General features: G+C 70.6%; 27 protein-coding genes and 1 tRNA gene. 9 read left to right on the top strand and 19 right to left on the bottom strand.

Annotated elements, in window-relative coordinates; all coding sequences use genetic code 11:
• The first annotated feature begins 40 nt into the window (after positions 1–40).
• Genes MIAR_RS14620 through MIAR_RS14630 form a run of 3 tightly spaced genes read left to right on the top strand, consistent with a single transcriptional unit; the run spans position 41 to position 3,330 of the window.
• Entirely contained in the window at positions 41–544 is a 504-nt protein-coding gene (locus MIAR_RS14620) for an SRPBCC family protein (protein WP_285637505.1), read from the top strand.
• Positions 541–2,016: a phytoene desaturase family protein gene (locus MIAR_RS14625; protein ID WP_285637507.1), complete on the top strand. Its 1,476-nt coding sequence runs from the start codon at positions 541–543 to the stop codon at positions 2,014–2,016. The genes MIAR_RS14620 and MIAR_RS14625 overlap by 4 nt, the downstream gene beginning before the upstream one ends.
• Positions 2,017–2,040: 24 nt before the next feature.
• The gene (locus MIAR_RS14630; protein ID WP_285637509.1) at positions 2,041–3,330 is read left to right on the top strand and encodes an MFS transporter; all 1,290 of its coding nucleotides are present in this window, start codon (positions 2,041–2,043) and stop codon (positions 3,328–3,330) included.
• A gap of 135 nt (positions 3,331–3,465) precedes the next feature.
• Here MIAR_RS14630 and MIAR_RS14635 read toward each other — a convergent pair.
• Positions 3,466–3,556: transfer RNA gene (locus MIAR_RS14635), tRNA-Ser, on the bottom strand.
• A 96-nt stretch (positions 3,557–3,652) separates the two neighbouring features.
• Between MIAR_RS14635 and MIAR_RS14640 the strand changes: the two genes are divergently transcribed.
• The 4 genes from MIAR_RS14640 to MIAR_RS14655 all read left to right on the top strand — a co-directional run bounded on the left by MIAR_RS14640 (position 3,653) and on the right by MIAR_RS14655 (position 7,392).
• Entirely contained in the window at positions 3,653–4,582 is a 930-nt protein-coding gene (locus tag MIAR_RS14640; RefSeq protein WP_285637511.1) for an ornithine cyclodeaminase family protein, read from the top strand.
• Between the two features lie 31 nt (positions 4,583–4,613).
• Positions 4,614–5,597 carry a proline racemase family protein gene (locus MIAR_RS14645; protein WP_285637513.1) on the top strand — a complete coding sequence of 328 codons (984 nt, stop codon included), beginning with the start codon at positions 4,614–4,616 and terminating at the stop codon, positions 5,595–5,597.
• A 19-nt stretch (positions 5,598–5,616) separates the two neighbouring features.
• Entirely contained in the window at positions 5,617–6,804 is a 1,188-nt protein-coding gene (locus MIAR_RS14650; RefSeq protein ID WP_285637515.1) for a metal-dependent hydrolase family protein, read from the top strand.
• A 144-nt stretch (positions 6,805–6,948) separates the two neighbouring features.
• The gene (locus MIAR_RS14655) at positions 6,949–7,392 is read left to right on the top strand and encodes an acetyltransferase (protein WP_285637517.1); all 444 of its coding nucleotides are present in this window, start codon (positions 6,949–6,951) and stop codon (positions 7,390–7,392) included.
• 115 nt (positions 7,393–7,507) lie between these two features.
• Here MIAR_RS14655 and MIAR_RS14660 read toward each other — a convergent pair whose 3' ends face one another.
• The 14 genes from MIAR_RS14660 to MIAR_RS14725 all read right to left on the bottom strand — a co-directional run bounded on the left by MIAR_RS14660 (position 7,508) and on the right by MIAR_RS14725 (position 22,405).
• Positions 7,508–8,983, bottom strand: a complete 1,476-nt coding sequence (locus tag MIAR_RS14660; protein WP_285637519.1) for an aldehyde dehydrogenase (NADP(+)) — start codon at positions 8,981–8,983, stop codon at positions 7,508–7,510.
• Positions 8,984–9,144: 161 nt separating this feature from the next.
• Positions 9,145–10,146 (bottom strand): proline racemase family protein, encoded by a 1,002-nt coding sequence (locus MIAR_RS14665; RefSeq protein WP_285637520.1) that lies wholly within the window; start codon positions 10,144–10,146, stop codon positions 9,145–9,147.
• A gap of 103 nt (positions 10,147–10,249) precedes the next feature.
• Positions 10,250–11,182, bottom strand: coding sequence for a dihydrodipicolinate synthase family protein (locus MIAR_RS14670; RefSeq protein WP_285637522.1), 933 nt, complete (start codon positions 11,180–11,182; stop codon positions 10,250–10,252).
• A gap of 71 nt (positions 11,183–11,253) precedes the next feature.
• A complete protein-coding gene (locus MIAR_RS14675) occupies positions 11,254–12,573 on the bottom strand; it encodes an MFS transporter (protein ID WP_285637524.1) in 1,320 nt (439 codons plus the stop codon).
• Positions 12,574–12,664: 91 nt separating this feature from the next.
• Positions 12,665–14,035: an FAD-dependent oxidoreductase gene (locus tag MIAR_RS14680; RefSeq protein ID WP_285637525.1), complete on the bottom strand. Its 1,371-nt coding sequence runs from the start codon at positions 14,033–14,035 to the stop codon at positions 12,665–12,667.
• Positions 14,032–14,280 carry a (2Fe-2S)-binding protein gene (locus MIAR_RS14685; RefSeq protein ID WP_285637527.1) on the bottom strand — a complete coding sequence of 83 codons (249 nt, stop codon included), beginning with the start codon at positions 14,278–14,280 and terminating at the stop codon, positions 14,032–14,034. Before MIAR_RS14685 ends, MIAR_RS14680 begins: the two co-directional genes overlap by 4 nt.
• Positions 14,277–15,437 carry an NAD(P)/FAD-dependent oxidoreductase gene (locus tag MIAR_RS14690; RefSeq protein WP_285637529.1) on the bottom strand — a complete coding sequence of 387 codons (1,161 nt, stop codon included), beginning with the start codon at positions 15,435–15,437 and terminating at the stop codon, positions 14,277–14,279. Before MIAR_RS14690 ends, MIAR_RS14685 begins: the two co-directional genes overlap by 4 nt.
• Positions 15,438–15,571: 134 nt before the next feature.
• The gene (locus MIAR_RS14695) at positions 15,572–16,282 is read right to left on the bottom strand and encodes an ABC transporter ATP-binding protein (protein ID WP_285637531.1); all 711 of its coding nucleotides are present in this window, start codon (positions 16,280–16,282) and stop codon (positions 15,572–15,574) included.
• On the bottom strand, positions 16,279–17,220 hold the full coding sequence (locus tag MIAR_RS14700; protein ID WP_285637533.1) for an ABC transporter ATP-binding protein: 942 nt from the start codon (positions 17,218–17,220) through the stop codon (positions 16,279–16,281). The genes MIAR_RS14695 and MIAR_RS14700 overlap by 4 nt, the downstream gene beginning before the upstream one ends.
• Positions 17,217–18,374 (bottom strand): branched-chain amino acid ABC transporter permease, encoded by a 1,158-nt coding sequence (locus MIAR_RS14705; protein WP_285637535.1) that lies wholly within the window; start codon positions 18,372–18,374, stop codon positions 17,217–17,219. The genes MIAR_RS14700 and MIAR_RS14705 overlap by 4 nt, the downstream gene beginning before the upstream one ends.
• A 1-nt stretch (position 18,375) precedes the next feature.
• Entirely contained in the window at positions 18,376–19,263 is an 888-nt protein-coding gene (locus MIAR_RS14710) for a branched-chain amino acid ABC transporter permease (protein ID WP_285638531.1), read from the bottom strand.
• A gap of 70 nt (positions 19,264–19,333) precedes the next feature.
• Positions 19,334–20,518, bottom strand: a complete 1,185-nt coding sequence (locus tag MIAR_RS14715; RefSeq protein WP_285637537.1) for a branched-chain amino acid ABC transporter substrate-binding protein — start codon at positions 20,516–20,518, stop codon at positions 19,334–19,336.
• A gap of 113 nt (positions 20,519–20,631) precedes the next feature.
• Positions 20,632–21,297, bottom strand: coding sequence for a GntR family transcriptional regulator (locus MIAR_RS14720; RefSeq protein ID WP_285637538.1), 666 nt, complete (start codon positions 21,295–21,297; stop codon positions 20,632–20,634).
• A gap of 52 nt (positions 21,298–21,349) precedes the next feature.
• Positions 21,350–22,405 (bottom strand): hypothetical protein, encoded by a 1,056-nt coding sequence (locus tag MIAR_RS14725; protein WP_285637539.1) that lies wholly within the window; start codon positions 22,403–22,405, stop codon positions 21,350–21,352.
• A gap of 27 nt (positions 22,406–22,432) precedes the next feature.
• On the opposite strand from MIAR_RS14725, the gene MIAR_RS14730 reads away from it, so the two are divergent.
• On the top strand, positions 22,433–22,909 hold the full coding sequence (locus tag MIAR_RS14730; RefSeq protein WP_285637540.1) for an HIT family protein: 477 nt from the start codon (positions 22,433–22,435) through the stop codon (positions 22,907–22,909).
• 161 nt (positions 22,910–23,070) lie between these two features.
• Here the strand turns inward: MIAR_RS14730 and MIAR_RS14735 are convergent, their stop codons facing one another.
• Entirely contained in the window at positions 23,071–23,724 is a 654-nt protein-coding gene (locus MIAR_RS14735; protein ID WP_285637550.1) for an ArsR family transcriptional regulator, read from the bottom strand.
• Positions 23,725–23,853: 129 nt separating this feature from the next.
• Here MIAR_RS14735 and radA point away from each other — a divergent pair, with 129 nt between their 5' ends.
• A complete protein-coding gene (radA, locus tag MIAR_RS14740; protein WP_285637551.1) occupies positions 23,854–25,224 on the top strand; it encodes a DNA repair protein RadA in 1,371 nt (456 codons plus the stop codon).
• A 34-nt stretch (positions 25,225–25,258) separates the two neighbouring features.
• On the opposite strand, the gene MIAR_RS14745 is transcribed toward radA, so the two are convergent.
• The 3 genes from MIAR_RS14745 to MIAR_RS14755 all read right to left on the bottom strand — a co-directional run bounded on the left by MIAR_RS14745 (position 25,259) and on the right by MIAR_RS14755 (position 26,837).
• On the bottom strand, positions 25,259–25,501 hold the full coding sequence (locus tag MIAR_RS14745; protein WP_285637552.1) for a hypothetical protein: 243 nt from the start codon (positions 25,499–25,501) through the stop codon (positions 25,259–25,261).
• Positions 25,501–25,911 (bottom strand): dehydrogenase, encoded by a 411-nt coding sequence (locus MIAR_RS14750; RefSeq protein ID WP_285637553.1) that lies wholly within the window; start codon positions 25,909–25,911, stop codon positions 25,501–25,503. Before MIAR_RS14750 ends, MIAR_RS14745 begins: the two co-directional genes overlap by 1 nt.
• A 263-nt stretch (positions 25,912–26,174) precedes the next feature.
• Complete coding sequence (locus MIAR_RS14755) at positions 26,175–26,837, bottom strand: RAD23 family protein (RefSeq protein WP_285637554.1); 663 nt, start codon at positions 26,835–26,837, stop codon at positions 26,175–26,177.
• Between the last annotated feature and the right edge of the window lie 8 nt (positions 26,838–26,845).

Below are 26,845 nucleotides of genomic sequence, written 5' to 3' on the forward strand. Positions count from 1 at the left end.
CAGGGCGACCGGCATCGGCGACGAGAAGAGGAGATGCGAGATGGCCCGCAATGCGAGGGTGATGCACTGCACACCGGAGGACGTGTTCGAGGTGCTGGCCGACGGCTGGCTGTATCCGTCGTGGGTGGTCGGGGCATCCCGGATGCGGGACGTGGATGAGAACTGGCCGCGACCCGGTGCGCGTCTGCATCACTCCGTCGGGGCGTGGCCGATGCTCATCGACGACGAGACCGTCGCGGAGGAATTCGACTCTCCGCGAGCCATGGTGATGCGCGCGACAGGCTGGCCCCTCGGCGAGGCCCGGGTCACGCTGCACGTCAAACCCCGCGGGTCCCATACGATCGTGCGCATGCAGGAGGAAGCGATCGCGGGTCCCGCGAGATACGTGCCACGCGCGATCATGGACATCATGCTGCAGTGGCGCAATGCCGAGACCCTGCGCCGGCTCGCCTTCCTCGCCGAGGGGCGCTCATCACGGCGTGCAGGTGAGCCGGTGACGCCCTCCGCGATTCCCGCCGACGAATCGGAGATGCCCGCATCGTGAGCACGCACAGCGGTGACGCCGGGCTGGACGCGATCGTCGTCGGTGCCGGACCGAACGGCCTCGCCGCCGCCGTGACGCTCGCCCGCGCAGGTCTGCGCGTGCGCGTCTACGAGCGCGCGAATCAGGCCGGCGGCGGCGCCAGCACGCGCGAGCTGACGCTGCCGGGGTTCCATCACGACGTGTGCTCGGCGGTGCATCCGATGGCCTTCGAGTCGCGGTTCTTCCGCGAGTTCGGGCTGGCCGGCAGGGTCGAGTTCATCACGCCGGAGGTGTCGTTCGCGCAGCCGCTCGACGGCGGGCGCGCCGCGGTCGCCTACCGCGATCTCGAGCGCACCAGCGCCGCACTCGGCGCCGACGGACCCGCGTACGACCGGCTGATGCGGCCGCTGGTCGAGCGCTCCACCGAGGTCGCCGACTTCACCGGGTCGTCGCTGCTGCGCATCCCGCGCAACCCGCTCACCGCCGTCGCCTTCGGGCTGCGTGCGCTCGAGCAGGGCACGCCCGCGTGGGGCGTCCGCTTCCGCGAGGACCTGGCGCCCGCCCTTCTCACCGGGGTCGCCGCGCACACGATCCTGGCGCAGCCGAGCATCGCCGGGGCGGGCGCGGGGCTCGCCCTCACCGCCTTCGCGCACGCGCGCGGCTGGCCGATCCCGATCGGCGGCAGTCAGGCGATCTCGGATGCCATGGTCGACGACCTGCGTGCGCACGGCGGCGAGCTCGTGCTCGAGCATGAGGTCGCCTCGCTCGCCGAGCTACCGCCCTCGACCGTCACACTGCTGGATGTGACGCCCAGGGCCCTGATCCGCCTGGCCGGTGATGCGATGCCGGGCCGGTACCGCCGGTCGCTGGAGGCGTTCCGCTACGGCGACGGCGTCGCGAAGGTCGACTTCGCCCTGAACGCCCCGGTGCCCTGGACGAATCCGGACCTGCACCTCGCCGGCACGGTGCACGTCGGCGGCACTCGTGCAGAGATGGCGGATGCCGAGAACCAGGTGCAGCAGGGCGTCCATCCCCAGCATCCGTACGTCCTCGTCTCACAGCCGTCGCTGTTCGACACCGGCCGCGCACCGGCGGGGATGCACACCCTCTGGACCTACACGCACGTCCCCGCGGGCAGCGACGTGGATCGGCGGGAGGCAGTGATCGCGCAGATCGAGCGGTTCGCTCCGGGCTTCCGCGACACGATCGTCGCCACCAGCTCGCGCAGCGCGCGCGAGGTCGAGGAGCACAACCCGAACTACCCGGGTGGGGACATCGCCGCCGGCGCCCCCGACCTGTGGCAGCTGTTCCGCCGACCGGTGCTCAGCCCCGACCCGTGGCGCACGCCCATCCCGGGCGTGTACCTCGCGTCGGCGTCGGCGTCGCCGGGACCGGGGGTGACCGGGATGCCCGGATGGCTCGCCGCACTGAGCGCGCTGAGGCACGAGTTCGGCACGCGGATACTGCCTGACCTTTCGCCGGAGGGCGCGTGAGACCGCACCCCTAGACTGGGCGCCATGCGCGACGATCCGCACGGGGCAGGAACCGGTGATCGTCCGCGCGAAGTGCTCCGCATCCGCCCGTTCGCCCTGTTCTGGAGCGCCACGACGCTGCGATCCTTCGGCGGGGCGATCGCCGGCGTCGCCTTCCAGGTGCTGATCGTCACCATCGTCGCCGCCTCACCGGCGCAGATCGGCGTGCTGAGCGCACTGAGCGTGGTCCCCTATCTGTTCCTCGGGCTGATCATCGGGGCGCTCATGGACCGGTGGAGCCGCCAGCGCACACTCGTGCTGACGAGCATCGGGCGTGCCGTCGTGCTGGCCGTAATCCCGGTGCTGCTGCTGTTCGACGCGCTCACGTTCTGGTCGCTGGCAGCGGTGATGCTCGCGCTGGGTGTGCTGACGCTGTTCGCGGATTCCGCGGCGCAGCCCCTGCTGCCGAGCCTCGTCCCCCGTACGTCGCTGGTGCAGGCGAACGCCCGCCTGGGCCAGAGCGAGACGGTCGCGGGCACCGCCGGCCCCGCAGTGGGCGGGGCCCTGCTGAACCTCGTCGGTGCGCCGATCCTGTTCGTCTTCGAGGCGGTGATCCATGCGTGCGCCGCAGTGCTGCAGGCGCGCATCCCCGTGCAGGAGGCTTCCCCGCCGCCCCGCGCACCGGGCCGGCACATCGGCCACGAGATCGCCGAGGGCATGCGGTACACCTACCGCCACCGCACTCTGCGTCCCCTGGCGATCTCGGTGCACATCTGGTTCCTCGGCAACAGCCTGGCTGCCACGCTGTTCGGCGTGTACGTGATGCGGGAGCTGAAGGTCGCACCGTGGGCCTTCGGCGTGGCCCTCGCCTTCGGCGGGATCGGCGGGCTCGTCGGAGCCCTGCTCGCGCCCGTGCTCGGCACGAGACTCGGGGCGGGGCGCGCGATCCTGCTGGGGCGGGCGCTGGTGGTGATCCCGTGGGCGGCGCTCGCGCTGATCCCGGCCGATGCCCTCGGCACGGTGCTCGTGGCGGTGGTGGTGATCTCGGCCGTGCAGTTCGTCTACGGACTGTCGATGGGCATCGAGGATGCCAATGACAGCGGCTATCGGCAGGCCGCAGCGCCGGATGCCATTCAAGGACGGATGAACTCGACCATCCGCACCATGAACCGGATCATCTTCTTCTTCGGAGCCCTGCTCGCAGGTGGCCTGGCGACATTCACGGGCTACTCCATCACCTTCGGCATCGCGGCATGCGTGTTCGCCCTCGCTGCGGCCGTCGTCGTGTTCTCACCGCTGCGTGACGCGCGGCACGAGACCGCGCGGGCGGGGTGAGTCGGTCCCCTCGCTTCCGGCGATGTGGCGATGCGTGATGAGGGCGCCAGAAGGTGCTTCTCCGGCAGAGTGGTCGGCAGGCGACACGGAGCGAAAAGACTGAGGGCCCCTGCTTGCGCAGGAGCCCTCAGATCATGGCGGTGACGGTGGGATTTGAACCCACGGTAGGGGGTTACCCTACACAACTTTTCGAGAGTTGCACCTTCGGCCGCTCGGACACGTCACCGTCGTCCAGCTTACGATACGGACCGGCCTGCGCGCGAATCGAGGCGCAGAGCTCCGCAGACTAGCGCGTGACATATTACCGAGCTAGGCTCGAGTCATGCCCGACGTCATCGCCGATCTCACCCTCGTAGGCGCTCAGTCCATCGCCGAGCGCGTCAGCATGTCGGCCGCGGTCGCCGAGCTTCAGCGCGTCCTGCACGCCGGCTTCGATCCCGAGGGAGACCTCCCCCGCGGCATCCTCGACGTGCCCAACGGGCAGCTGCTGCTCATGCCCGCTGCCGTCGACGGCGCCGTCGGCCAGAAGTTCGCCACGGTCGCCCCCGGCAATCCCGCGCTCGGCCTCGAGCGCATCCAGGCGGTCTACATCCTGCTCGACGGCACCACCCTCGCGCCGACCGCGATCCTCGACGGCACCGCCCTCACCAGTCTGCGCACGCCCGCGGTCTCGATCGCGAGCGTCGACCTGCTCGCCCAGCCGGATGCCGGCGACGCGGTCATCTTCGGCACCGGCCCGCAGGCCGTGCGTCACGTCGAGGCGCTCCAGGCCATCCGCCCGCTGCGCACCGTCCGCGTGATCGGCCGCGACCCCGGTCGCGCCGCGGCAGCCGTGGAGGAGGCCCGCGCGTTCGCCCCCGATGCCGAGATCACCGTCGGAACCCCGGATGCCGTGCGCACCGCCGACCTGATCGTGTGCGCGACCACGGCATCCGACCCCCTCTTCCCCTCCGACGTCGTGCGCGACGACGCGACCATCGTCGCGATCGGCTCGCATGAGCCGCAGAAGGCCGAGCTCGACCCCGCACTGGTCGGACGCTCGCAGGTCGTCGTCGAGAGCCTGCGCGTCGCGACCTCGGAGGCCGGCGACGTGATCCGCGCCATCGAGGCGGGCGCACTGAGCGAGGGCGATCTGGTCACCATGCACGACCTGTTCACCGACGCCGTCGCTCCGGCGACCGACCGGCCGCGCATCGTGAAGACCTGCGGCATGGGCTGGCAGGATCTCGCCGTCGCCCGCCTGGCTGTCTGAGCCGGCCGACCCGAATCCCGAGAGGACCCGAATGCACTGGAGCACCGAGGACTGGCACACGGCAGGCGAGCCGTTCCGCATCGTGGAGAACGTGCCGACGCACGGCGCGACCGTCGCGGAACGCCGCGTCGAAGCGATCACCGGCGAAGCCGACGGCATCCGCCGCTTCCTCTGTCTGGAGCCGCGCGGGCACGACGACATGTACGGCGGGTTCATCACCCCCGGCGACGATGAGGGCGCCGACTTCGGCGTGCTGTTCTGGCACAAGGACGGCTTCTCCACGGCGTGCGGGCACGGCACGATCGCTCTGGGCGCGTGGGCGGTGCGGACGGGTCGCGTGCCCTCCGACCCCGACGGCGAGACCGTGGTGACCATCGATGTGCCCAGCGGCCGCGTGCAGGCGCGAGTGCGCCAGAGCGGCGGACACATCGAGGACATCGTGTTCCGCAACGTCGAATCGCGCGTGCTCGAACGCGGCATCGCCCTGACGACCTCCCGCGGAGAGGTCGTCGTCGATCTGGTCTTCGGCGGCGCCGTGTACGCCACGCTCCCGGCATCCGCCGTCGGCCTCGAGGTGACTCCCGAGCACACCGCCGACCTCATCGCGATCGGCCGCGAGATCAAGTGGGCGCTCAACGAGCATCCGTCCGCACAGCTGGAGGATTCCCGCCTCAGTGGCGTCTATGGCACCATCCTGTTCGGCGACCTCGGCCGCACCGCGGAGGGCCCGCACCAGCGCAACGTCACCGTCTTCGCCGACGGCGAGGTGGACCGCAGCCCGTGCGGCTCCGGCACCGCCGCCCGCGTCGCGCTGCTCGCGGCGACCGGCGAGCTCGCCGACGGTGAGGTGCTCACGCACGACTCGATCATCGGCACGCGCTTCCTGGCGCGGATCGCCGATCGCACGGACCGTGGCGTGATCCCCGAGGTCAGCGGGATCGCGCACCGCGTCGGCACATCGACGTTCGAACTCGACGAGGGCGACCCGCTCCCGTCCGGATTCAGCCTTCGCTGACTTGTCTGAGGAGTAACCCATGCGCACAGGATCGCTCATCATCACCGGCGCCCAGGTCTGGGACGGCGCGGGCTTCACCGCCCGCGACGTGCACATCGTCGACGGGCGGGTCGTCTCCGCCGCCGAGGCCGGAGCGGATGCCGAGAAGCTGGACGCTTCCGGCCGCTGGCTGATCCCCGGCCTGATCGACGCCCACTTCCACGCCTATGCGACCAGCATGGACGGACTCGAGAACGAACGAGGCCCCCTCAGCTTCACCGCGATCAACGGCGCTCGTCGCCTGACCCGTGCGCTGCAGCGCGGGTTCACCACCGTGCGCGACGTCGCCGGCGGGGACATCGGCCTGGCGCAGGCGGTGGATGCCGATCTCTTCCTTTCTCCGCGCTACCACTTCACGGGTCCGGCGCTCAGCCAGACCGGTGGCCACGGCGACCCGCGATCCGCGCACGTGGACGTGTGCTTCTCGCACGGGCACATGTGCGAGGTCGTCGACGGCGTGGACAACCTGCGCCTGGCCGTGCGGAACCGGATGCGCACCGGCGCGCACGCCATCAAGGTGATGGCATCCGGTGGCGTGTTCTCGCTGGTCGACCCGATCCGCAATCCCCAGTACTCCTCAGAGGAGTTGCGCGCGGTGGTCGACGAGGCCACCCGCCGCGGCAGCTACGTGTGCGCGCACGCCTACTCCTCCGAGGCGGTGCAGCACGCCGTCGCCGCCGGCATCCGGTCGATCGAGCACGGCAACCTGATCGATCAGGCGACAGCTGAAATGATGGCGGAGGCGGGCGCGTTCCTCGTGCCGACGCTCGCCGCGTACGACGCCATGGACCGTCGGGGCGAGGATCTCGGACTGAACGAGACCTCACTCGCGAAGAACGCGATCGTCCTGGAGAAGGGCCAGGATGCGGTGCGCCTCGCGCACGCCGCCGGCGTCCGCGTCGGTTTCGGCACCGACCTGATGGGCGATCTCGAAGACGACCAGCTCGCCGGCATCCGCCTGCAGGTCGCGGCGTCGAGCGCGGCCGAGACGCTGCGCTCCATGACCTCCGTGAACGCCGAGCTCATCGGCGACGACGCTCTCGGCCACCTGGGCGAGGGCGCCTACGGCGACGCCGTGCTGCTGGCATCCGATCCCCTCGCCGATCCGAGCGTCCTGTGGGAGCAGGATGCTCGCGTCGCCGTGGTGCGCGGCGGCGTCGTGGTCTGATTCCGCCCCGAGTGCATCGTCTGCCGACGAGTGCACCACCTGGCCACGTCGGCAGGCGGTGCATTCGACGTCAGATGGTGCACTCGAGCGTGCGGGGCAGCGGCGCGGGCGCCGGCAGCACCGCGCATCGCGTAGCGTCGAGGGGTGAGCGAGATCATCATCCGGCCCGCCACGGCCGCCGACCACCCCGCCCTGGTGCGCATCTGGCGCAGCGCCGTCGATGCCACGCACGATTTCCTCGCCGATGCTGATCGGGACGAGATCGAGTCGCGACTGGCGTCCGACTACTTCCCCGCGGTCACCCTGGTCCTCGCCGAGGTGGAGGACTCTCCCATCGGCTTCGCCGGCGCACTGAACGGCAATCTGGAGATGCTCTTCGTGGACGCCGCACGGCGCGGCGCGGGGATCGGAACGCTCCTGCTCGAGCACGCGATCGCCCACCTCGCGGTGACCCGGGTCGACGTCAACGAGCAGAACCCGTCGGCGGCGGCGTTCTACGCTCGCCGCGGGTTCGAGGTCATCGGACGCAGCGAGTTCGACGACGCCGGACGCCCCTACCCGCTGCTGCATCTGCGCCTGCGCGGCTGACCGAGCTCCCTTGTAGAGCATCACCGCCCCTGCTCAGCGTCACCGCCCTGTCCAGTTGCGCAACTGAACAGGGGCGGCGGCGACAGACAGGGGCGGGACCGCGTCGAAACCCGGCTCAGCGCACCGAAGCGCCCCATGAGGTCGAGTTGCCGGCCCGGCTGATGCTCTGCGGCACACCCCAGGGGTTCGCGTCCTGCAGCGGCGCGGGCAGGAGGTCCTGCGGGGCACCCTGGTAGGCGACGCCGCGCAGGAAGCGCGTGATGGCCGCCGTGCCGACGCTCGTGCCGTCGCTCGTGGTGGCCGGGTACGGACCACCGTGCTGCATGGCCGGGGTGACCGAGACGCCGGTCGGCCAGCCGCCGAACAGCACGCGTCCGCTGGTCTCGGCGAGCGCGTCGACCAGCTCGGACAGCGATCCGTCCTCCAGCTCCGCCTCGCGCGCGTGCACGGTGGAGGTGAGGTTGCCGGGGAACAGATCGGCGTGCAGCGCCGGCAGCGCGTCACGGTCCTTGTATCGCACGACCACCGACAGCGGGCCGAAGGACTCCTCCAGCAGCGCCTCGCGGTCAGCCAGCAGTGTGTCGACGTCGACCGCGACCACCGTGGGCGTCGCGAAGGTCTGCCCGTCGTCATCCACGCGCACCTCGCCCTGCGAGAGGACGTCCACGCCCTCCGCGCCCAGCACGTCGCCGCGGCGCTGGGTGAACGCACGGCCGATACCGGGGTTCAGCAGGCGGTGCTCGGCGACCGCGGATGCCGCGCCGCCGATCGACGACAGGTCGGCATCGGCGGGCACGAACAGGAAGCCGGGCTTGGTGCAGAGCTGTCCGGCGGAACCGGCGACGGATGCGACGAAGCCGTCGAGCAGCGCGGCATCCGCGTACGTCGCGTACACGGGGTTCACACTGCCCAGCTCGCCGTAGAACGGGATCGGCACCGGACGCGAAGCGGCGATGTCGGCCAGCATCCGTCCGACGTGCGTGGACCCGGTGAAGGCGCCCGCGCGGATGCGCTCGTCCTTCAGCAGGGCGACGCCGTTCTCCTGACCGCTGATCAGCTGGAACGTGCCCTTCGGCATCCCGGCGCCCTCGAGGGCGCCGATCACGACGGCCGCGGTCGCGCGGGAGAGCTCAGGATGCCCGGAGTGCGCCTTCACGACGACGGGGCAGCCCGCGGCGAGCGCGGCGGCGGAGTCGCCGCCGGCCACCGAGAACGCGAACGGGAAGTTCGAGGCGGCGAAGTTCAGCACGGGCCCGACCGGCTCCAGCATCCGCCGCACGTCCGGCCGCGGGCCGATGACGTACTCCGGGTCGGCGAGGTCGATGCGGGCGTCGAGGTACCCGCCGTCCACGATCGTGTCGGCGAACAGCCGCAGCTGCCACGACGTGCGGCGCAGCTCGCCGGTCAGCCGCGCCTGGGCCAGGCCGGTCTCGCGCATGCCGATCGGGATGAGCTCGCCGGCGGCGGCGTCCAGCGCGTCCGCGACGGCCACGAGTGCCGCGGCGCGCGCGCGCGGGCTGGTGCGGGCGAAAGGACGCGCGGCGGCTGCTGCCGCAGCGGCGACCTCTTCGATGTTCTGGTTCTCGGTCACGTCGGTCTCCTTGGTCTCACGTCTCAGGTCTCAGTCACGGGTGGTGCGCGTGCGCCTGCCGCGGAAAAGTGCGCTTCGTGCGGACGGATGCCGGGAATCGGTCCGCGGCAGGTGTACATCCCCGCGCGAAGCGCTCAGCCCGGCATTCGTTCCCTGGCGCATCAGAACACGAACCCCTCGGGGAACGGGTCGTTCTCGTCGAGCATGTACTGGCCGAGCCCGGTCACCCAGGCCCGTCCGGTGATGGTCGGAACCACGGCGGGGCGATCCCCGACCGTGGTCTCCCCCACGAGCCGCCCGGTGAACTCGGTGCCGATGAACGACTCGTTCACGAAGTCGGTGTCCAGCGCGAGCTCGCCGCGCGCGTGCAGCTCCGCCATCCGCGCGCTGGTGCCGGTGCCGCAGGGCGAGCGGTCGAACCAGCCGGGGTGGATCGCCATCGCGTGGCGGGAGCGCACGGCATCCGATCCCGGCGCGATGAACTCCACATGGTGCACGTGGTTCGCGCCCTCCAGCACCGGATGCACGGGCGGGGCCTGCTCGTTGATGGCATCCATGATCTTCAGCCCCGCGGCCAGGATGTCGTCCTGCCCAGCGCGGTCGAACGGCAGCCCCACCTGGTCGAGGTCGACGAGCGCGTAGTAGTTGCCGCCGAAGGCGACCGAGTAGGTGATCTCGCCGATGCCGGGCACGTCGATGCGCTCGTCGAGCCGGTCGACGAAGCTCGGCACGTTCTCGATCGTGACGTCGACGGCGCGGCCGTCCTCCACGCGCACGCGCGCGATCACGAGACCGGCCGGGACGTCGAGGCGGATCTCGGTGACCGGCTCGGTCACCTCCACCATCCCCGTCTCCACCAGCACGGTGGCGGCGCCGATGGTGCCGTGTCCGCACATCGGGAGGAACCCGGATGCCTCGATGAAGACGATGCCCCAGTCGGCGTCGTCGCGGGCGGGCGGCTGCAGCAGCACGCCCGACATGGCGGCATGACCGCGGGGCTCGTTCATGAGGAATCCGCGGAGCCCGTCGAGGTGCTCCATGGCGTACAGGCGACGGTCGTTCATGGTCGCGCCGGGGATGCGGCCGACGCCGCCCGTGACGACGCGGGTCGGCATGCCCTCGGTGTGGGAGTCGACGGCCTGGATGGTGCGGCGAGCGCGCATCAGCTGCCTCCGTGCAGGGTTTCTGGAAGGTGCAGGGTTTCGGGAAAGCGGGGAGGGAGGGGACGCCGGCGCGCGGCATCCCCTCCCTGAATCATCACACGCGTCAGGCGACCACGGCCGCGCGGGCCGCGATGGCGGCCAGGGCGCGCTCGGTGTCGGCCGTGACCTGGGCGCGCTGCTCGTCGCTCAGCGGGCCGCGCGGCGGGCGGGTCGGACCGCCGTAGGAGTTGCCGCAGATGTCCATCGACAGCTTGATGGCCTGCACGAACTCGGTCTTCGAGTCCCAGCGGAACACGGCGACGAGCTGCTCGTACAGCGCCTTCGCCTCGTGCCAGTTGCCGTCGGCGCAGAGGTTGTAGAGTTCGACGGCCTCGCGCGGGAAGGCGTTCGGGTAGCCGGCGAACCAGCCCACGGCGCCGTTGACCATCAGCTCGAAGAGCACGTCGTCGGCACCGGCGATGATGTCGATGTCGCAGAGCTCCTTGATCTCGTAGACGCGGCGCACATCGCCGGAGAACTCCTTGATCGCGACGACCTCGGGGATCTCGGCGAGCTTGGCGACCAGCGAGGGCACCAGGTCGACCTTGGTGTCGAACGGGTTGTTGTAGGCCATGATCGGCAGGCCGACCTTCGCGACCTCCTGGTAGTGCGCGATGACCTCGGACTCGTTGGCGCGGTAGATGGTCGGCGGCAGCAGCAGCACACCGTCGGCGCCGTCCTCACGGGCGTACTCGGCCCACTGGCGGGCCTGGTGGCTGCCCACGCCGTGCACGCCGGCGATCACGATGCCGCGGCCGTCGACGGCCTCGACGGCGACCTGGATCACCTTGCGGCGCTCGTCGTCGGTCAGCGAGGAGTACTCGCCGAGCGAGCCGTTGGGGCCGACGCCGCGGCATCCGTTCGACATCAGGAAGTCGACGTGCTCGCCGAACCTGTCGTAGTCGACGGCCAGGCCCGCCGGCGCGGATGCGTCTTCCTTGAACGCGAGGGTCGTGGCGACGACGACGCCGCCGAGGTCCATGCTCTTGTCGGTCATAGCTGTTCTCTTTCTCATCTGTCGCGCCGCGGATGCGGCGGTTCTGTCGGGGGTGTCAGGGGTCGGTGCGCTCAGTCGCGCATCGACCGTCGGTTGGTCTCGGGCATCGTCACGACGACGAGCAGCGCCAGCACGGTCACGATCACGACGTACCAGGCGGGTGCGACCGTCGAGCCGGTCAGGCTGATCAGGCCGGTGGCGAGCAGCGGCGCGGTGCCGCCGAAGATCGTGAAGGCGAGGTTGTAGCTGATGGATGCGCCGGTGTAGCGCACCCGGGCGGGGAACAGCTCCACGAAGGCGGGGCCGGCGGGGCCGAAGAACAGTCCGAGCGCGAGCCCGAGCAGCCCCTGGCTGAGGATGGCCGCGCCGAGCGTGCCGAGACCGACCAGCAGGTACGCCGGCACCGCGATGACGGCGCCGAAGAGGCCGGCGATCAGCAGCATCCGCCGGCGGCCGATCCGGTCGGAGACGAGCGCCGCCACGGGAACGGTGAAGAACGTGATGAGCAGCGCGATGCTGTTCGAGATCAGCGCGGCGGAGGACTCCAGGCCGATCGTCACCGTCATGTACGAGTAGAAGTAGCCGGTCAGCGAGTAGTAGCCGAGGCTGGCCACGGCGGCGATGCTGAAGCAGACCAGCATGCTGCGCCACTGCTCGCGGAACACGGTGCGGATCGGGGCCTTCTCGACCTGGCGGCTCTCGCGCATCTCCAGGAAGGCGGGCGACTCGTCGACACGGGTCCGGATGTAGAGGCCGACGACGGCGAGCGGGGCGCCGAGCAGGAACGGCACGCGCCAGCCCCACGACTCGTACGCGTCGGGCGAGAGCATCGTGGTCAGGCCGAGCACGAGCAGGGCCGCGATCACGGGAGGCAGGTTCGACCAGGTGTAGACCATGCCGACGTTGAATCCGCGGCGGGCCGTGGGCGAGTGCTCTGCCACGAAGGAGTTGGAGCCGATCGTCTCGCCGGCGGCGGACAGGCCCTGGATCATGCGCAGCACGACCAGGAGCACGGGGGCCGCGACGCCGATGGCCGCGTAGGTCGGGAGCAGGCCGATCAGCGTCGTGGAGACGCCCATGACCAGGATCACGCCGGCGAGCACGCGCTTGCGGCCGAAGCGGTCGCCGAGGTTGCCGAGGAGGAAGGCGCCGACGGGGCGCGCGACGAAGCCGACCGCGTAGATGGCGAAGACCGCCATGAGGGCCGCCGCCGCGTCGGACTTGGGGAAGAACAGCGCGGCGATGACGGGAGCAGCGTAGGCGTACACCGCGAAGTCGAACCATTCGACGAAGTGTCCGATGGCCGAGGACGTCATGACCTTGCGGACACGGCGGGCCTCGGCTGCGCCGGGCGAGGCGATCTGGTCTTCGATCTCAGTGGTGGTGCTCATGCGGCTCCTTCGTCGCGTGGGGGAGTGATATGTAACATATCACACGCTACTGCGATGCGCCAGGGTGGCGGGCGGTGTGCGCTATGCGGCGTCAACTCCCGTCGACGGGGTCGGCCGTGGCGGGCGATCGGTGCGCCGCGAGCTCGCCGATGCGCACCGAGGAGAGCACCGGTCGCCGGTCGATGCCCGTCGGGGCGCCGAGGATGTCCTCCACGCTGCGACCGCAGGTGCGCCCCTGGCACGGCCCGAGCCCCGCCCGGGTGGCGAGTCGCATCCCGCGCGTGGAGGCCTCGGCGTACTCGAGGATCGTGGCACGGGTGGTCGACTCGCAGCGGCAGACGATCGTGTCGTCGTCGAGCCAGGCGGTCCAGCCGGGACGGATGCTGTGGGTCTTCAGCCGCTCGGCGAAGGCGCGCATCCGGCGACGGGCCGACAGCGGCGCGCGGTAACGGAGGTCGGCCTCGGGGACGCCCGCGGCGGCGAGGCCGGCGATCGCGCCCTCGGCGAGCGCGGCATCCGCTCCCCCGATGCCGGTGATCTCACCGGCGGCGTGCACCCCGGGGACGCTGGTCAGCTGCTGGCCGTCGACCCGGACGAACCGATCGCTCGTGATCTCGCAGCCGAACTGGATCGCCGCCTCCAGGCGAGGGGTGAAGCCGTGCCCGAGCGCGACGGCGTCGCACTCGACGGTGCGCTCGGTGCCCGCGATGGGACGCCAGTCGCGGTCGATGCGCTGCACGGTGACGGCCTCGACGCCGCTCGTGCCATGGATGCGCGTCACGGCGCTGCCCAGACGGTACGGCGTGCGGTGCTTCACGAGGGTGCTGAGGTACGAACCGAGCTCGCCGGCCTTGCCCGCGGCTGCGGTGAGCTCCCAGGGTCGGCGACCCCAGCCGCCGAGCAGGGTGGACACGGATGCCGCTTCGACGACCTCCGCGACCTCGCCGCCCAGGATCGCCACGCTCTGCGCCACGGGGAGCAGGAAGGGGCCCGCGCCCGCGACGACGGTGCGGGTGCCGAGAGCGATGCCGTCGCGCTTGGCGAGCGCCTGCACGGCGCCGGCGGAGGTGGCTCCGGGGAGGGTCCAGCCCGGCACGGGGAGCACGCGGTCATGGGCCCCGGTGGCCAGCACCACAGCATCCGCCTCCAGGGTCTCACCCTGCCGCTGCGCGGCGTCGACCGGGCCGATCAGCGCGTGCACCCGCAGCGGCGTGCCGGCCTCGACCCGCCAGACGCTCGCCGACGACAGCACGCGCACCTGCGCCAGCGCCGCCTCGAGCTCCGCGAATCTGCCGAGCTGGTGCTGCAGCCGCGGGTCGGTGAACGTCGGATGGTGCCGCCAGAACTGGCCGCCGACGCGCTCGCCCTCGTCGACGATCACGACGTCGGCGCCGGCCTGAGCCGCGGATGCTGCCGCCGCGAGGCCGGCGGGCCCCGCTCCGATCACGACGATGCGAGTCATGCCCGCACCTCCCTCTCGACGACGTCGCCCTCGCAGGCGGTGCGCTGGCAGGCGCGGACTCCCTCGGTCCCGTTGACGGTCACGACGCAGTCCTGGCAGATGCCGATGCCGCAGAAGATGCCGCGCTCGGCGCCGGCCGCGGTGCGCCAGGTGCGCTGCCCGTTCGCCAGCAGGATGCCGCCGATGCTCTGCCCGTCCTGGCCGTCGAGCGTCTGCCCGTCGAAGCTGATCCGGATGCTGCTCATGCAAGGGCCCCCTGCAGGGTCGGACGGGAGGGGAGGAACGGCGTCGGGTCGAGCGGCGCCGGCGTGCCGAGGACGGCGTGGGCGATCAGCGCACCGGTGGTCGGAGCCAGCCCGATGCCCGCGCCCTCGTGGCCCGCGGCGTGGAACAGACCCGCGATCCGGGCGTCTGCCCCGATCGCGGGGAGGTGATCCGGCGCGTAGGGCCGGAAGCCGAAGTACGTGCGCAGCAGCATCGTGTCGCGCAGGAACGGGAACAGGCGGGTGGCCTTGTCGGCGATCTCGGCGAGCGGTGCCAGCAGCCCTTCGGACGAGAATCCGACGCGCTCGCGGCTCGAGCCGATCAGCACCGTGCCGCCCGGAGTCGACTCGACGACCGTGGAGGTCTGCAGTGCGGCGTCGCCCGAGCCGACCGCGCCGACGTAGTCGGCGTCGTACACCTTGTGGAACACGCGCTGCGGCATGGGCGCGGTCACGAGGATCGTGCCGCGACGCGGGCGGATGTCGAGCATCGAGCCGAACAGGGCCGCGGCATCCCCCGACCACGGACCCGCGCAGTTCACCACGGCGTCCGCGTCGATGCGGCCCTCCGTGGTCTGCACACCGCGCACCCGGTCGCCGTCGACGATGCCGCCGGTGACCTCCACGATCCGCAGCTGCGCGCCGAGGTGCCGTGCGCGGGCGAGCATGGCCTGCGCGGCGAGACTCGGCTGCACCTGCGCGTCGTCCGGATAGTGCACGCCGAGCGCGACCTCCGGCGAGAGGTGCGGCTCCGCCGCACGCAATGCATCCGCGTCGAGCACGTCGGCGCGGATGCCGATCTCGCGCTGCGTCTCGGCGAAGCGCTCCAGGGCGGATGCTCCCCCGTCGAACGCCACGACCACGCCGCCCTTGGCCTCGAACTCTGTGGCGGGCTGTCCGGGGACGCGATCCTCGTCGAGCCGCGCGGCCAGCTCGCGCCAGGCGCGGTTCGCCTCGATGGCCATCAGCGCCTCGGCGCCGGGCTCCTTGTCGGAGACGAGGATGTTGCCCTCGCAACGGCTGGAGGTCTCGCCCGCGACGCCCGTGCGATCCAGCACGATCACCTCGGCTCCCGCCTCGGTGAGCGCGAGCGCGCATGCGGCTCCGACGGCGCCCGCGCCGATCACGATGATCCGCATCCGTTCTCCTTCTCCGTCCGGCACCGCGGGGATCCCGGCATCCGCGACAGTTGTGCCGCGTGACATATTACTCTGCGCGAAGAAGGGATGCACCGCCCTTCGCCATCGGCTCCAGGCAGTGCATCCCTCGCGCGTCAGCCGCCCAGGTAGGCGTCGATGACCCGGGCGTCGGCCGCCAGCTCGGCGGCCGGCCCGTCCATGGTCGTCTGCCCGGTCTCCACGACGTAGGCCCGGTCGGCGATCTTCAGCGCGGCACGGGCGTTCTGCTCCACGAGCAGCACCGTCGCGCCCTGCGCGTTGACAGCCTGGATCGTCTCCATGACCTGCTTCACCACCAGGGGCGCCAGCCCCATCGAGGGCTCGTCCAGCAGCAGCAGCTTCGGACCGCCGATGATGGCGCGGCCGATGGCGACCATCTGCTGCTCACCGCCGGAGAGCGTGCCGCCCTGCTGCCTGCGGCGCTCGGCGAGACGCGGCATCAGCTGATACACCTGGTCCACCCGCTGCGCGATCAGCTTCTGATCCCGCACCGTGTAGCCGCCGAGCAGCAGGTTCTCGTGCACCGTCATGGTCGAGAAGATGCGTCGCCCCTCGGGCACGTGGATGAGCCCGGCCGACACGATGTCCCACGGCTTGGCCGTGGTCAGATCCATGTCGCCCCAGCGCACCGTGCCCGACTTCGGGCGCACCAGCCCCGAGAGCATGTTCATGGTGGTGGACTTGCCCGCGCCGTTGTTGCCGAGCAGGCAGACGATCTCGCCCTCGCGGACCTCGAAGCTCAGCTCGCGCAGCGCGTGCACACGCCCGTAGTAGACGTCGGCGGCGTCGACGGTCAGAGTGCTCATGAGCGCTTCCCCTTCTTGCCCTTGCCCTGCGACGAGCCGTCCAGCAGCGAGTCCTCCAGCAGCGACAGATCGACGGTGCCGGTCTGCAGCTTGGTCTCGTCCAGCGGCTCGTCCTCCACGCCCAGGTACGCCTCGATCACGATCGGATCGTTCTTGATCTGCTCGGGGCTGCCCACGGCGATCTCCTTGCCGTAGTTGAGCACCACGATCCGTTCGGCCAGATTCATGATCAGGCCCATGTCGTGCTCGATCAGCACCACCGCGACACCCAGATCCCGGATGCTGCGGATCAGCTGCATCAGCGCCTGCTTCTCGTTGAAGTTCAGGCCTGCGGCCGGCTCGTCCAGCAGCAGCAGCTTGGGCCCCGTGGCGAGTGCACGGGCGATCTCGACGCGACGCTGCTCCCCATAGGGCAGCTGCGTCACGTAGAGGTTCTCATCCCCCGTGAATCCGACGAAGTCGAGCCAGCCGCGCGCCTGCTCGGCGCACTCCCGCTCGGCCTTCCGGTAGCCCGGCGTGTGCAGCAGCGTGGCCCAGAAGCCCTCGCGGATGTTCGCGTGCATGGCGGTCTTGACGTTGTCGAGCACGCTCAGCTCGCGGAACAGCCGGAGGTTCTGGAATGTGCGCGCCATGCCCCACTTGGTCACCCGCGAGGGCAGCACGCGGTAGAAGCCGAAGCTCTGCAGCAGGTCGACCAGGCGCAGGCTGCGCCAGAACGACGGCGCCTGGCGGACGATGTCCCTGCCGTCGAAGACGACGGAGCCGGACGTCGGCAGGTAGAACCCGGAGATGCAGTTGAACGCGCTGGTCTTGCCGGCGCCGTTCGGGCCGATCACCGCCAGGATCTCCCCCGCCTCGACAGTGAAGCTCAGTCCGTCGACGGCCTTGACGCCGCCGAACTGCAGACGCAGGTCCTTGACCTCGAGCAGCGCGCTCATCGGGTCTCCTCCCCTTCGACGGTCTCGAGATCCTCGTTGGCGGAGGCCGCCGGAACGGCCATGAACCCCGCCGTGGGCGGCGGCACGGGCTTGAGCTTCTTCAGCCACGGCAGGATCGCGGTCGACGGCCACAGTCCCGCGGGGCGGAACAGCATGACGACGACCAGCAGCACGCCGAAGATCAGGAAGCGCCACTCCGAGAACTCGCGCAGCAGCTCGGGCGCCAGCGACACGAAGAGCGCGCCGATGATCACACCCGGGGTCGATCCCATGCCGCCCAGCACGACCGACATCAGGATCAGCGCTGAGTACAGGAACTGGAAGCTGTTCGGGCTGATCGCCGAGAGATGCGTGGCCATCAGCTGACCCGCGATGCCGGCCCAGACCGCGCCGATGATGTAGGCGGTGATCTTGGCGATGTAGGTGTTGATGCCCATCGCCTCGGCGGCGTCCTCGTCGTCGCGAACGGCCTTCCAGGCCCGGCCCATCTTGCCCTTGGCGAGGCGCCCGGCGCCGATCACGCCGACCAGGACCACCACCGCGGCGACGAAGTAGTAGAACACCACGCGCTGCGGGAACTCGAGGCCGAACAGGGTGAACCCGTCGGCGAAGCTCCAGTCGCCGAACGACCAGGTCGGGATGCCGTGGATGCCCGACGGGCCGCCGGTGATCTGCAGGTTGTTCGCCGTGATGCGGATGATCTCGCCGAAGCCGAGGGTGACGATGGCGAGGTAGTCGCTGCGCAGTCTCAGCGTCGGAGCGCCGATGATGATGCCGGCCACGATGCAGGCCACGATCGTCATCGGCAGCGCCGCCCACATCGGCCAGCCGAGCACGGTGGTGAAGATGCCGGAGATGTAGGCGCCGACCGCGAAGAAGGCGATGTAGCCGAGGTCGAGCAGGCCGGCATAGCCGACCACGACGTTCAGGCCCATCGCGAGCATCACGTAGATCAGCGCGCTGGTGGCGATCGACATCAGGTACGGGGTCGCGTTGATGAACGGCAGCACCGCGAGCAGCACGACGGCGAGCGTGCCCAGCGCCCGCAGGAACCCCTTGTTGGAGTTGAGGATGCCGGCCGGCGCAGCCGGACGGTCGAACAGCGGAGACGGCGCGCGGAGCGCGGCATCCGCTCGTGTCTGGGAACGGGACATGTCACATCCTCTCGACGACGCGGGCGCCGAGGAGCCCGGTCGGCTTGAACGTGAGGAACAGGATGAGGAAGGCGAACGAGAACACGTCTCGCCACTCGCCGCCGAACCAGGCGGAGCCGAACGACTCCAGCAGTCCGAGCAGCAGGCCGCCGAGCATGGCCCCGTAGAGGTTGCCGATGCCGCCGATCACCGCCGCGGTGAACGCCTTCAGGCCGATGATGAAGCCCATCAGGAAGTCGATCGAGCCGTAGTAGGCGCCGGCCATGACGCCGGCGGCTCCGGCGAGCGCCGACCCGATGAAGAACACGGTGGCGATCACGCGGTTGACGTTGATGCCCATCAGCTGGGCACCCTGCGGGTCGAGGGCGATCGCGCGCATGGCGCGTCCCGAGCGGGTGCGCTCCACGATGTGCGCGAGGACGAGCATCAGGCCGGCGGCGATCACGACGAGCACGATCTGCGCGGCGGTGATGCGCATGCCGGCGAAGTCGAAGCCGTTCGACTCGAGCCGCACGGGGAACGCCTCGGGGTTGGGGCCGAAGATCTGCCGCACCGCGTACTCGAGCGTGAACGAGACGCCGATCGCGGTGATCAGCACGGCCAGGCGGGGGCTCTTGCGCAGCGGCCGGTAGGCGATCCGCTCGATGCCGACACCGATCAGGCCGGTGGTCACCATCGAGAGCAGCATGATCACCAGCAGCAGCGGGATCGAGGTCTGGTTGGAGATGCCGAAGGCGGAGAGGGTCGCGAAGCCGGTGAAGGCGCCGAGCATGTAGATGTCGCCGTGGGCGAAGTTCAGCAGCTTGATGATCCCGTAGACCATGCTGTAGCCGAGGGCGACGAGGGCGTAGAACGAGCCGACGATCAGGCCGTTCCAGATGAGTTGCATCACGGGGATGTCCTTCCGAGAGGGAGGCCGAGTCGGGCGGGACGGCCTGCGCCGTCCCGCCCGGATCGGATCAGCCCTGCAGGTCGTCCTTGAGGACGAACTGGCCGGAGCTCGGGTCGATGGAGACGATCACGAAGCCGCCGCCGGAACGGGTGTGGTCGGGCATGAACGTGAGCGGGCCGCCGAGGGTCTTGAAGTCCTTCAGCCCCTCGAGCGCCTTGACCACCTTGTCGAAGTCGGTGCCCTTGGCCGTCGTCATCGCCTCGGCCACGACGTTGACGGCGTCGTAGGCCTGCGTGGAGTACGGGCCGGGGTCCGCGCCCGCGAGCTTCTTGTAGTCGGCGATCCACTTGTCGGCGCCCTTGAGCATGTCGGGCGTCTGGGTGAAGGTGCCGAGCACGTGGTCGGTGTAGCCGTTGCCCGCGATCTGCGCGAACTTCGCGTCGACCGAGCCGTCACCGACGAGGAAGGTCCCCTCGAAACCGGCGTCCGTCGACTGGCGGACGATAAGGCCGCCCTCCTGGTAGTAGCCGGTCCAGTAGACGAGGTCGGGCTTCGCGTTCGCGAGCTGGGTCGCGACGGCGGAGTAGTCGTTCTCACCGGGCGTGATCACGGCGTTGAAGTCGACGGTGAGGCCGGCGTCCTTCGCCTGCTGGGCGAACGAGTCCGCGAGGTCCTTGGAGTAGGCGGTCGCGTCGTTGATCGCGGCGACGGTCTTCGCGCCGGACTTCTGTGCGTACTTCACGGCCGCGGCAGCCTGCTGCGTGCCGGTGCCGTTGATGAGGAAGACGCCGGGGAGCTTCTGCTTGACCAGCTCGTTCGAGTTGGCGGCGGGGATCACCATCGGGATCTTGGCCTCGTTGAAGATCGGCAGGGTCGGCAGGGTCGCGCCCGAGCAGTAGCCGCCGACCGAGGCGACGACGCCGTCGGTGACGAGCTTGTTGGCCGCGGCCACCGAGGTGGTCGCATCGCACGCGTCGTCCTGGACCTCGAGCTCGAGCTTGCGTCCGTCGACGCCGCCCTTCGCGTTGATCTCGTCGATGGCGAGCTGCGCGCCGTTCTTCATGTAGTTGCCGAAGGCCGACTCGCTGCCCGAGAAGGGGGCGAGCATGCCGATCTTGATCGGGCCGTCACTGCTGCCGCCGGTGCCGCCTCCGCCGCCGAGGCCGCCCGAGCAGCCCGCGGTGATGATGATGGCGCCGATCGCTGCGGCGATGGACAGTGCGCGTCGGATGCGCGGGGTACGGGTATGCATGTGCTGGTCCTCCTGGATGCCTCATTGCATTGCCATGTAATAGCACGTGACACATTACTCACCTGGGGGCGTCAGCGGAACCCTCCGAGACCTATCCGTGATGCACGGATGGGTCACTCCTCCTCGTGGCCGCTCCAGACGCCGCCGACGTGGTGGATGTGCCTGCGCATGAGCGCTTCGGCCTCCTCGCCGCGACCGGCGACGAGCAGGTCCACGAGCTCGGCGTGCTCGAGGGAGGTGGAGATCAGGGCATCCGTCTCGGCCAGACGCACCAGGCCCACCAGGCGGGTCTGCTGGCGCAGCTCTCGCACGGTCTCGACGAGCTTGTGGTTGCCGGTGCACTGCAGGATGCGCAGGTGGAACTCGGTGTCGGAGGCGAGGTACTCGTCGAACTGCCCCGTCTTCGCCGCGTTCACGATGCGGTCGGCGGTCTCGCGCAGACTCGTCACGGTGGCGTCGTCGAGCGTGCCGGCGACCTGCCGCATGGGCGGTGCCTCCAGCAGCATCCGCACCTCGGTCAGTTCCCGCAGTTCGTCGGGCGAGACCTCGGTGACCTCGAAGCCGCGGTTGCGGATGGGACGCAGGAAGCCGCGGCGGGCGAGGTTCAGCATCGCCTCGCGCACGGGCGTCGCGCTGACGCCGAAGTCGCCGGCCAGCGTCGGCACGGTCAGCACCTGTCCCGGAGGGATCTCACCGGAGACGATTCGCGACGCGAGCTGCCCCTCGACCTGCTCGCGCAGGCTCTCAGCGGGTGAGAGGAGGGAGCCGAAGCCGGTCATCGGTCACCGGTCACAAGGTGAGTCATGCGTCATATGCTACTCACCCGCGGTCTCACCAGGCGGAGGCGACCTCGGCGTGGGTCCGCAGAATCCCCTCGGTGGTGCCTGCCGGCGCGCGCCCGATGCCGCATTCGGTGGCGATGCCGAAGCGGGCGACCACGGCGGATGCCGCGGCGATGCGCCGGCGCGCGCCCTCGGCGCCGTCCTCGCGGTGCACGAGACCCAGGTAGAGCTCGGAGGTCGGGGCGAGGCCGGCCAGCGGGGCGAAGTAGTCCTCGTCGTCCCGGTCGATCGGCACGGGCAGGTGCAGCCAGGTGAGGTCGCGGGCGGATGCCGTGATCACGGCGTTCGCGAACCGGACGAGCGTCGCGGTGTCAGCGGGCTCGACGAAGTGCTTCTCCCCCGCGTCGCCGTAGCAGAGGTGCACGCCGACCTCGACATCGGCGGGCACGGCGTCGATCAGTGCGGCGAGGCGCTCGACGAGCCCGTCGAAGGGGTCGCCCGGCCACCACGCCTCCATCGTCCTCCCGTACCCCGAGGCGCGCTCGACGATGCCGAGCTCGCTGGCGACGTCCCACTGGATCGCGAGGTCGTCGTGCGGGATCGCGGCGAGGACGCCGTCCAGCTCGCGCAGCATCGCGGTCGTGTACACCGGATCGATCGCGGCGCGGTCGTCGCCGCTGAAGTAGGAGGAGATGACGGCGACCGGGGTCGGCAGCGACACCTGGAAGCGGACGCCGGCGGCGACGTCACCGGCATCGCGCAGGCGCGTGAAGATCGCGTAGGACTCGATCGCGGCATCCGCGTAGCCGAGCGGCGGCAACTGGATGCCCGCCGCGTTCACGCCCTCGGCGAGACGCAGCGGCCGGATGTCGATGCCGCGCAGCAGGCGCGGCTCGTCGCCGACCCGCTCGATGCCGTCCGCCTGGCCCAGCACGTCGGGCTGGAACATGATCCAGTGGAACCGCCGACCGACCTCGCCGTCGGGGATGCGACGCAGGAGGCCGCCGAGCATCGCGGACGCCGTGCTCATGGTCTGCTCGGCGTCGTCGTAGTTCACGCTGCCGACCAGCAGCGCGCCCTGAGGCTGGGAGGAGGTCGGGGTCATGCGTCCAGGTTATCTAGGCTCGTGAGCATGGACTGGCGTGAAGACAGGATCGGGTCGGCGGCCCGCGGCGAGAATCCGACGCTGCTGGCGGCGACCCCCGCGGGGTACGCCGTGATCGGCGACGTGCAGTTCCTGCCGGGGTACAGCGTGCTGCTGAGCCGGGTGCCGGAGGCCACGGCGCTGGCCGACCTGCCGCGCGCGGAGCGGGTGCAGTACCTGGCCGACGTCGATCTGCTGGCGACGGCCGTGGAGCGCGCCTGCCGCGCGCACGATCCGGCGTTCCGGCGGATGAACATCGAGATCCTGGGCAACACCGACGCGTTCGTACACGCGCACATCTGGCCGCGCTACGACTGGGAGCCGGAGGAGATCGTCCGCAAGCCGGTCTGGATGTACGACCCCTCGCACTGGCGCGACCCGGCGCACGAGCTGGATTCCCGGCACGACGCCCTGCGCGCGAGCATCACCGCGGAGCTGAACGCGCTGCTGGCCTCCGAGGCCTGATCAGGCGGCAATCGGCGTGAGCCCGCCGCGGATTTGTGCTCTTCCCGCGGATGAATTCGCGGCATCCGTCCGCGTGAAGCGCACATCTCCGCGCGAGACGTGCGGCCGATGGGTGAAGCGCACGGCAGTCTCGCGGGGCTGAGCCGAGCGGATGCCTGTGATCAGGCGGCGTCGAGCCGCAGCTGCACCGTGCACTCCTCCGGGCGCGCGGCGGCGCGCACGCAGTCCGCCGCGAGCGGGCCACCGGCCTGGTTCAGCACGCCCTGCATGAGCCCGAGGTGCACCTGGCACAGCGTCGGCCGGTGCTCGGGTGCGCTCGCGGCGTGCGGGCAGGGGCTGAGCTCGACGGTCAGCTCGCGCTCGTCGATGACCGGCTCGAAGCCGCTCTCCTCGAGATGCTCGATCAGGGCATCCAGCTGGTAGGTCGCGTCCCGGCCGAGCCCCGAGTCCTCCTCGGCGAGGATGCGGCGCATCATGTCGCCGCGGCGGGCGGCCTCCGCGACCTTGTCGCGGGCGACAGGGCTGGACGCCTCCGGCATGCCGGTCGCGGCGCTGTACAGCGTGCGCGGGCGGCCGCGTGTGGTGCGGCGCTCGGTGCTCTGGATGACGTAGCCGCCGTCGATCAGCCGCTGCAGATGCTCGCGGACCGTGTTGGGGTGCAGCCCGGTGGCCTCGCACAGCTCCCCGATGGTGCGCTCGGCTCGGCTCTGCTCGGTGCCGGCCTCGAACAGGGTGCCGGCCTCGAACAGCAGGTGCAGGATCCGCACCCGTGAGTAGCTCGAGATCGGCCCGTACACGGCCCCGCCACCTGTCATGCACCCATCCTCCCAGAGTGCCGACACGCCCGGTCGGGGACGGGCCGTGAATAATGCTCCGGCGAGCGCGGATCCGGGCGCCCGGCGCGCGGCCCGGGCGGTGTCGGATGCCGCGGCTAGCCTTGCAGCATGGCCACCACCCGTCGTCCTGCACCGCCCGCCTTCGTCTGCACGGAGTGCGGCTGGACGACGGCGAAGTGGGTGGGCCGGTGCGGCGAGTGCCAGCAGTGGGGCACGGTGCAGGAGCAGGGCGCGAAGACCGGCCTCGTCCGGCAGACGGATGCCGTGGCTCCGCCCGCCGAGCGCGCCGCACGCCCCATCACGCAGATCACCACGAGCGACGCCCCGCGGCGCTCGAGCGGGGTGGACGAGTTCGATCGGGTGCTCGGCGGCGGCATCGTGCCGGGTGCGGCGATCCTGCTGAGCGGCGAGCCCGGCGTCGGCAAGTCGACTCTGCTGCTCGAGGTGGCGGCATCCACCGCCAGATCCGGGCGGCGGGTGCTGTACGCGAGCGCCGAGGAATCGCCCGCCCAGGTGCGGCTGCGTGCCGAGCGCACCGGCGCCCTGCACGACGAGCTCTACCTGGCCAGCGAGACCGACCTCGCGACGATCCTCGGGCACATCGACGAGGTCAAGCCCGATCTGGTCATCGTCGACTCGGTGCAGACCGTCGCATCCGGCCTGATCGACGGCGCCGCCGGCCAGCCCAGCCAGGTGCGCGAGGTGGCGGCGACGCTGATCCGCATCGCGAAGGACCGCGGGCTGCCGGTGATCATCGTCGGTCACGTCACGAAGGACGGCCAGGTCGCCGGCCCTCGCGTGCTGGAGCACCTCGTCGACGTGGTGTGCCACTTCGAGGGCGACCGGCAGACGGCGCTGCGGTTCATCCGCGCGCTGAAGAACCGGTTCGGCCCGACCGACGAGGTCGGATGCTTCGAGATGACGGGCGCCGGCATCGCCGAAGTGCCCGACCCCAGCGGCCTGTTCCTCTCGCAGGGCGCCGCGGAGCCCGGCACCTGCGTGGCCATCGCGATGGAGGGTCGGCGCGCGCTGCCCGTGGAGGTGCAGGCGCTGACCATCGCCACCGCCGCCCCGAACCCGCGTCGCGTGGTGCACGGCCTGGACTCGTCGCGGGTGGCGATGGTGCTCGCGATCCTGGAGCGGCGGGCGGGCATCGAGACGTCCAAGCTCGATGTCTACGTGTCGACGGTGGGCGGCGTGCGCTTCACCGAACCCGCCGCCGACCTGGCGATCGCCGTGGCCGTGGCCGGCGCGATCACGCAGCGGTCGGTGCCCCGCACGATCGCCGCCGTCGGCGAGCTGTCGCTGGCCGGAGAGATCCGTCCCGTGACGCAGGCCCCGCAGCGCCGCAGCGAAGCCGCCCGGCTCGGCTACCGCCAGGTGGTCGACGACCGCTCGAAGACGCTGCGCTCCGCGCTCAGCGACATCCGCTCGCACACGACCGAGCGACGCCCCGAAGCGGACATCCCGCCGTTCTGATCAGGCATCGAGTCGCGTTCCGACGGCCCGCTCCTCAGGACGAGCGGGGATCGCTGGGCCCGCCACGGGTTCCCTTGTGCGCCTCCTCGATGATCCGCACGTTGCTGATCACCACCGTGTCGGCCATCAGCAGGTCGAGGGAGGTCACGAACAGCCGCCCGATCTCCTCGTCCGTGATCTCAGGACCCGGGATGTCGATGCGGAACCCCTGGGCCTGCAGTCCGCCGTCGTTCGAGAACGTGATCTCGGCGTCGAACACCGCGCGGTAGCTCGCCATCAGGCCTCGAGGGCCTTGAGCAGCTCGTCGGGCGGCGCCTGCATGGGGTGGGGCCCGGCGATATCGAGGAACACCGTGGTGATCGTCTCGCGGTGCGTGGTCAGGAACGCCCGCAGCCATGCCGGCGAGTAGATGCCCACGCCGGGCGGCAGGTTGGCGGGCTTGTGCTTCGCGTCGCTGAACAGCAGCAGCGCCACCTCCCCCGTGCCCGCGTCACGGTAGGTCCAGACCTCGCCGCCGTCGAGCGGGTTGTCGCGCGGGCCGGGCTTGATCAGGGGGACGACCGTATTGCCGTTGCGCAGCGCCAGGGCGACCGCTGCCATGTCCTGCTTCTCGAGCGCCTGCGCGAGAGCCTCGGAGCGGAAATCCTGGGGTGCGGGGCGCTTCGCGCCGGCCCTCTTCTTCGCCATGGTCTCCAGCCTAGGAGACGCGGCCCGAGAGGGACCGTCGGCTGGACAGAGTGGGGCCCTCTCGAATCCTCCATTGGGGACTGGGGTACTCGAGAGGGCCCTCTGGCTCTCACCACGATGATTGTCGAAGCGCTGGGGACGCTGATACCGACACCACTGGGGATGGCTTCACCGTATTGTTCGGAGAACCACACTCCATGGTATCCCAAAATACTGGTCCGCGGGGCGGAAATTCAGACCCGATCCACGTGGAGCGCCCCGTATCAGCGGAGGATGATCTGCCGCGTGCTCACGCTGGCGAAGCCGCCGATGGAGACCTCGACATGGTACGAGGCCCCGCCGCCCGGGGCGCGTGCACGGTTCTGCTGATCGCAGGTGCCGACCGCCGAGCGAGTGCGGTCCCACACGACCGGCGTCTTGGTGCTCACGGTCGCGCCCGCGGTGAGCGTGGCGATCTGATCGCTCGGATCGGTCTGGCAGTCCGTCGAACGCCACCAGACGTCGTTGCCGCTCGTGATCGTGAACTTCTGCGTCGCCGACCCGACGTTCATCGTGCAGTCGCGGTCGCTCTTGTTGGTGAGCGTGATCGACAGCTTCGGCAGCGCGTCCGCGGCATAGGTCTCGGCATCCGTCACCGCGGTCACCTCGACGTCGCCGGCCTCGCAGGCGACCACGCCCGGAGGTGCCGACGGGTCGCCGGACGGATCCGGGCTCGCCGAGTCCGACGGCGTCGTGGGCGGAGCATCCGTGGCCGTCCCGTCCGTCGGCTGAGCGGACGGCGTCTTGGGTGCCGGCTCCGCGCCCGTCTTCCACGGCTGCGCGATGGCCACCCACAGTCCGCCCGTGACCGCGGCGAGCACCACGATGAGGATCAGCAGGACAGCGAGTCTCCGGCGGCGATAGACGGCGGCGGACTGACGGGGCATGCCTCCAG

It is taken from the genome of Microbacterium arabinogalactanolyticum, from assembly GCF_030268005.1.
Taxonomy (GTDB): Bacteria; Actinomycetota; Actinomycetes; order Actinomycetales; family Microbacteriaceae; genus Microbacterium; species Microbacterium arabinogalactanolyticum.

Excerpts from the sequence above, each read along its gene's own strand:
- MIAR_RS14620 (WP_285637505.1), top strand. The coding sequence starts at position 41 with ATGGCCCGCAATGCGAGGGTGATGCACTGCACACCGGAGGACGTGTTC.
- MIAR_RS14630 (WP_285637509.1), top strand. The coding sequence starts at position 2,041 with ATGCGCGACGATCCGCACGGGGCAGGAACCGGTGATCGTCCGCGCGAA.
- MIAR_RS14640 (WP_285637511.1), top strand. The coding sequence starts at position 3,653 with ATGCCCGACGTCATCGCCGATCTCACCCTCGTAGGCGCTCAGTCCATC.
- MIAR_RS14645 (WP_285637513.1), top strand. The coding sequence starts at position 4,614 with ATGCACTGGAGCACCGAGGACTGGCACACGGCAGGCGAGCCGTTCCGC.
- MIAR_RS14650 (WP_285637515.1), top strand. The coding sequence starts at position 5,617 with ATGCGCACAGGATCGCTCATCATCACCGGCGCCCAGGTCTGGGACGGC.
- MIAR_RS14665 (WP_285637520.1), bottom strand. The coding sequence starts at position 10,146 with ATGCGCGCTCGCCGCACCATCCAGGCCGTCGACTCCCACACCGAGGGC.
- MIAR_RS14670 (WP_285637522.1), bottom strand. The coding sequence starts at position 11,182 with ATGACCGACAAGAGCATGGACCTCGGCGGCGTCGTCGTCGCCACGACC.
- MIAR_RS14675 (WP_285637524.1), bottom strand. The coding sequence starts at position 12,573 with ATGAGCACCACCACTGAGATCGAAGACCAGATCGCCTCGCCCGGCGCA.
- MIAR_RS14680 (WP_285637525.1), bottom strand. The coding sequence starts at position 14,035 with ATGACTCGCATCGTCGTGATCGGAGCGGGGCCCGCCGGCCTCGCGGCG.
- MIAR_RS14685 (WP_285637527.1), bottom strand. The coding sequence starts at position 14,280 with ATGAGCAGCATCCGGATCAGCTTCGACGGGCAGACGCTCGACGGCCAG.
- MIAR_RS14690 (WP_285637529.1), bottom strand. The coding sequence starts at position 15,437 with ATGCGGATCATCGTGATCGGCGCGGGCGCCGTCGGAGCCGCATGCGCG.
- MIAR_RS14695 (WP_285637531.1), bottom strand. The coding sequence starts at position 16,282 with ATGAGCACTCTGACCGTCGACGCCGCCGACGTCTACTACGGGCGTGTG.
- MIAR_RS14700 (WP_285637533.1), bottom strand. The coding sequence starts at position 17,220 with ATGAGCGCGCTGCTCGAGGTCAAGGACCTGCGTCTGCAGTTCGGCGGC.
- MIAR_RS14705 (WP_285637535.1), bottom strand. The coding sequence starts at position 18,374 with ATGTCCCGTTCCCAGACACGAGCGGATGCCGCGCTCCGCGCGCCGTCT.
- MIAR_RS14710 (WP_285638531.1), bottom strand. The coding sequence starts at position 19,263 with ATGCAACTCATCTGGAACGGCCTGATCGTCGGCTCGTTCTACGCCCTC.
- MIAR_RS14715 (WP_285637537.1), bottom strand. The coding sequence starts at position 20,518 with ATGCATACCCGTACCCCGCGCATCCGACGCGCACTGTCCATCGCCGCA.
- MIAR_RS14720 (WP_285637538.1), bottom strand. The coding sequence starts at position 21,297 with ATGACCGGCTTCGGCTCCCTCCTCTCACCCGCTGAGAGCCTGCGCGAG.
- MIAR_RS14725 (WP_285637539.1), bottom strand. The coding sequence starts at position 22,405 with ATGACCCCGACCTCCTCCCAGCCTCAGGGCGCGCTGCTGGTCGGCAGC.
- MIAR_RS14730 (WP_285637540.1), top strand. The coding sequence starts at position 22,433 with ATGGACTGGCGTGAAGACAGGATCGGGTCGGCGGCCCGCGGCGAGAAT.
- MIAR_RS14735 (WP_285637550.1), bottom strand. The coding sequence starts at position 23,724 with ATGACAGGTGGCGGGGCCGTGTACGGGCCGATCTCGAGCTACTCACGG.
- radA (WP_285637551.1), top strand. The coding sequence starts at position 23,854 with ATGGCCACCACCCGTCGTCCTGCACCGCCCGCCTTCGTCTGCACGGAG.
- MIAR_RS14745 (WP_285637552.1), bottom strand. The coding sequence starts at position 25,501 with ATGGCGAGCTACCGCGCGGTGTTCGACGCCGAGATCACGTTCTCGAAC.
- MIAR_RS14750 (WP_285637553.1), bottom strand. The coding sequence starts at position 25,911 with ATGGCGAAGAAGAGGGCCGGCGCGAAGCGCCCCGCACCCCAGGATTTC.
- MIAR_RS14755 (WP_285637554.1), bottom strand. The coding sequence starts at position 26,837 with ATGCCCCGTCAGTCCGCCGCCGTCTATCGCCGCCGGAGACTCGCTGTC.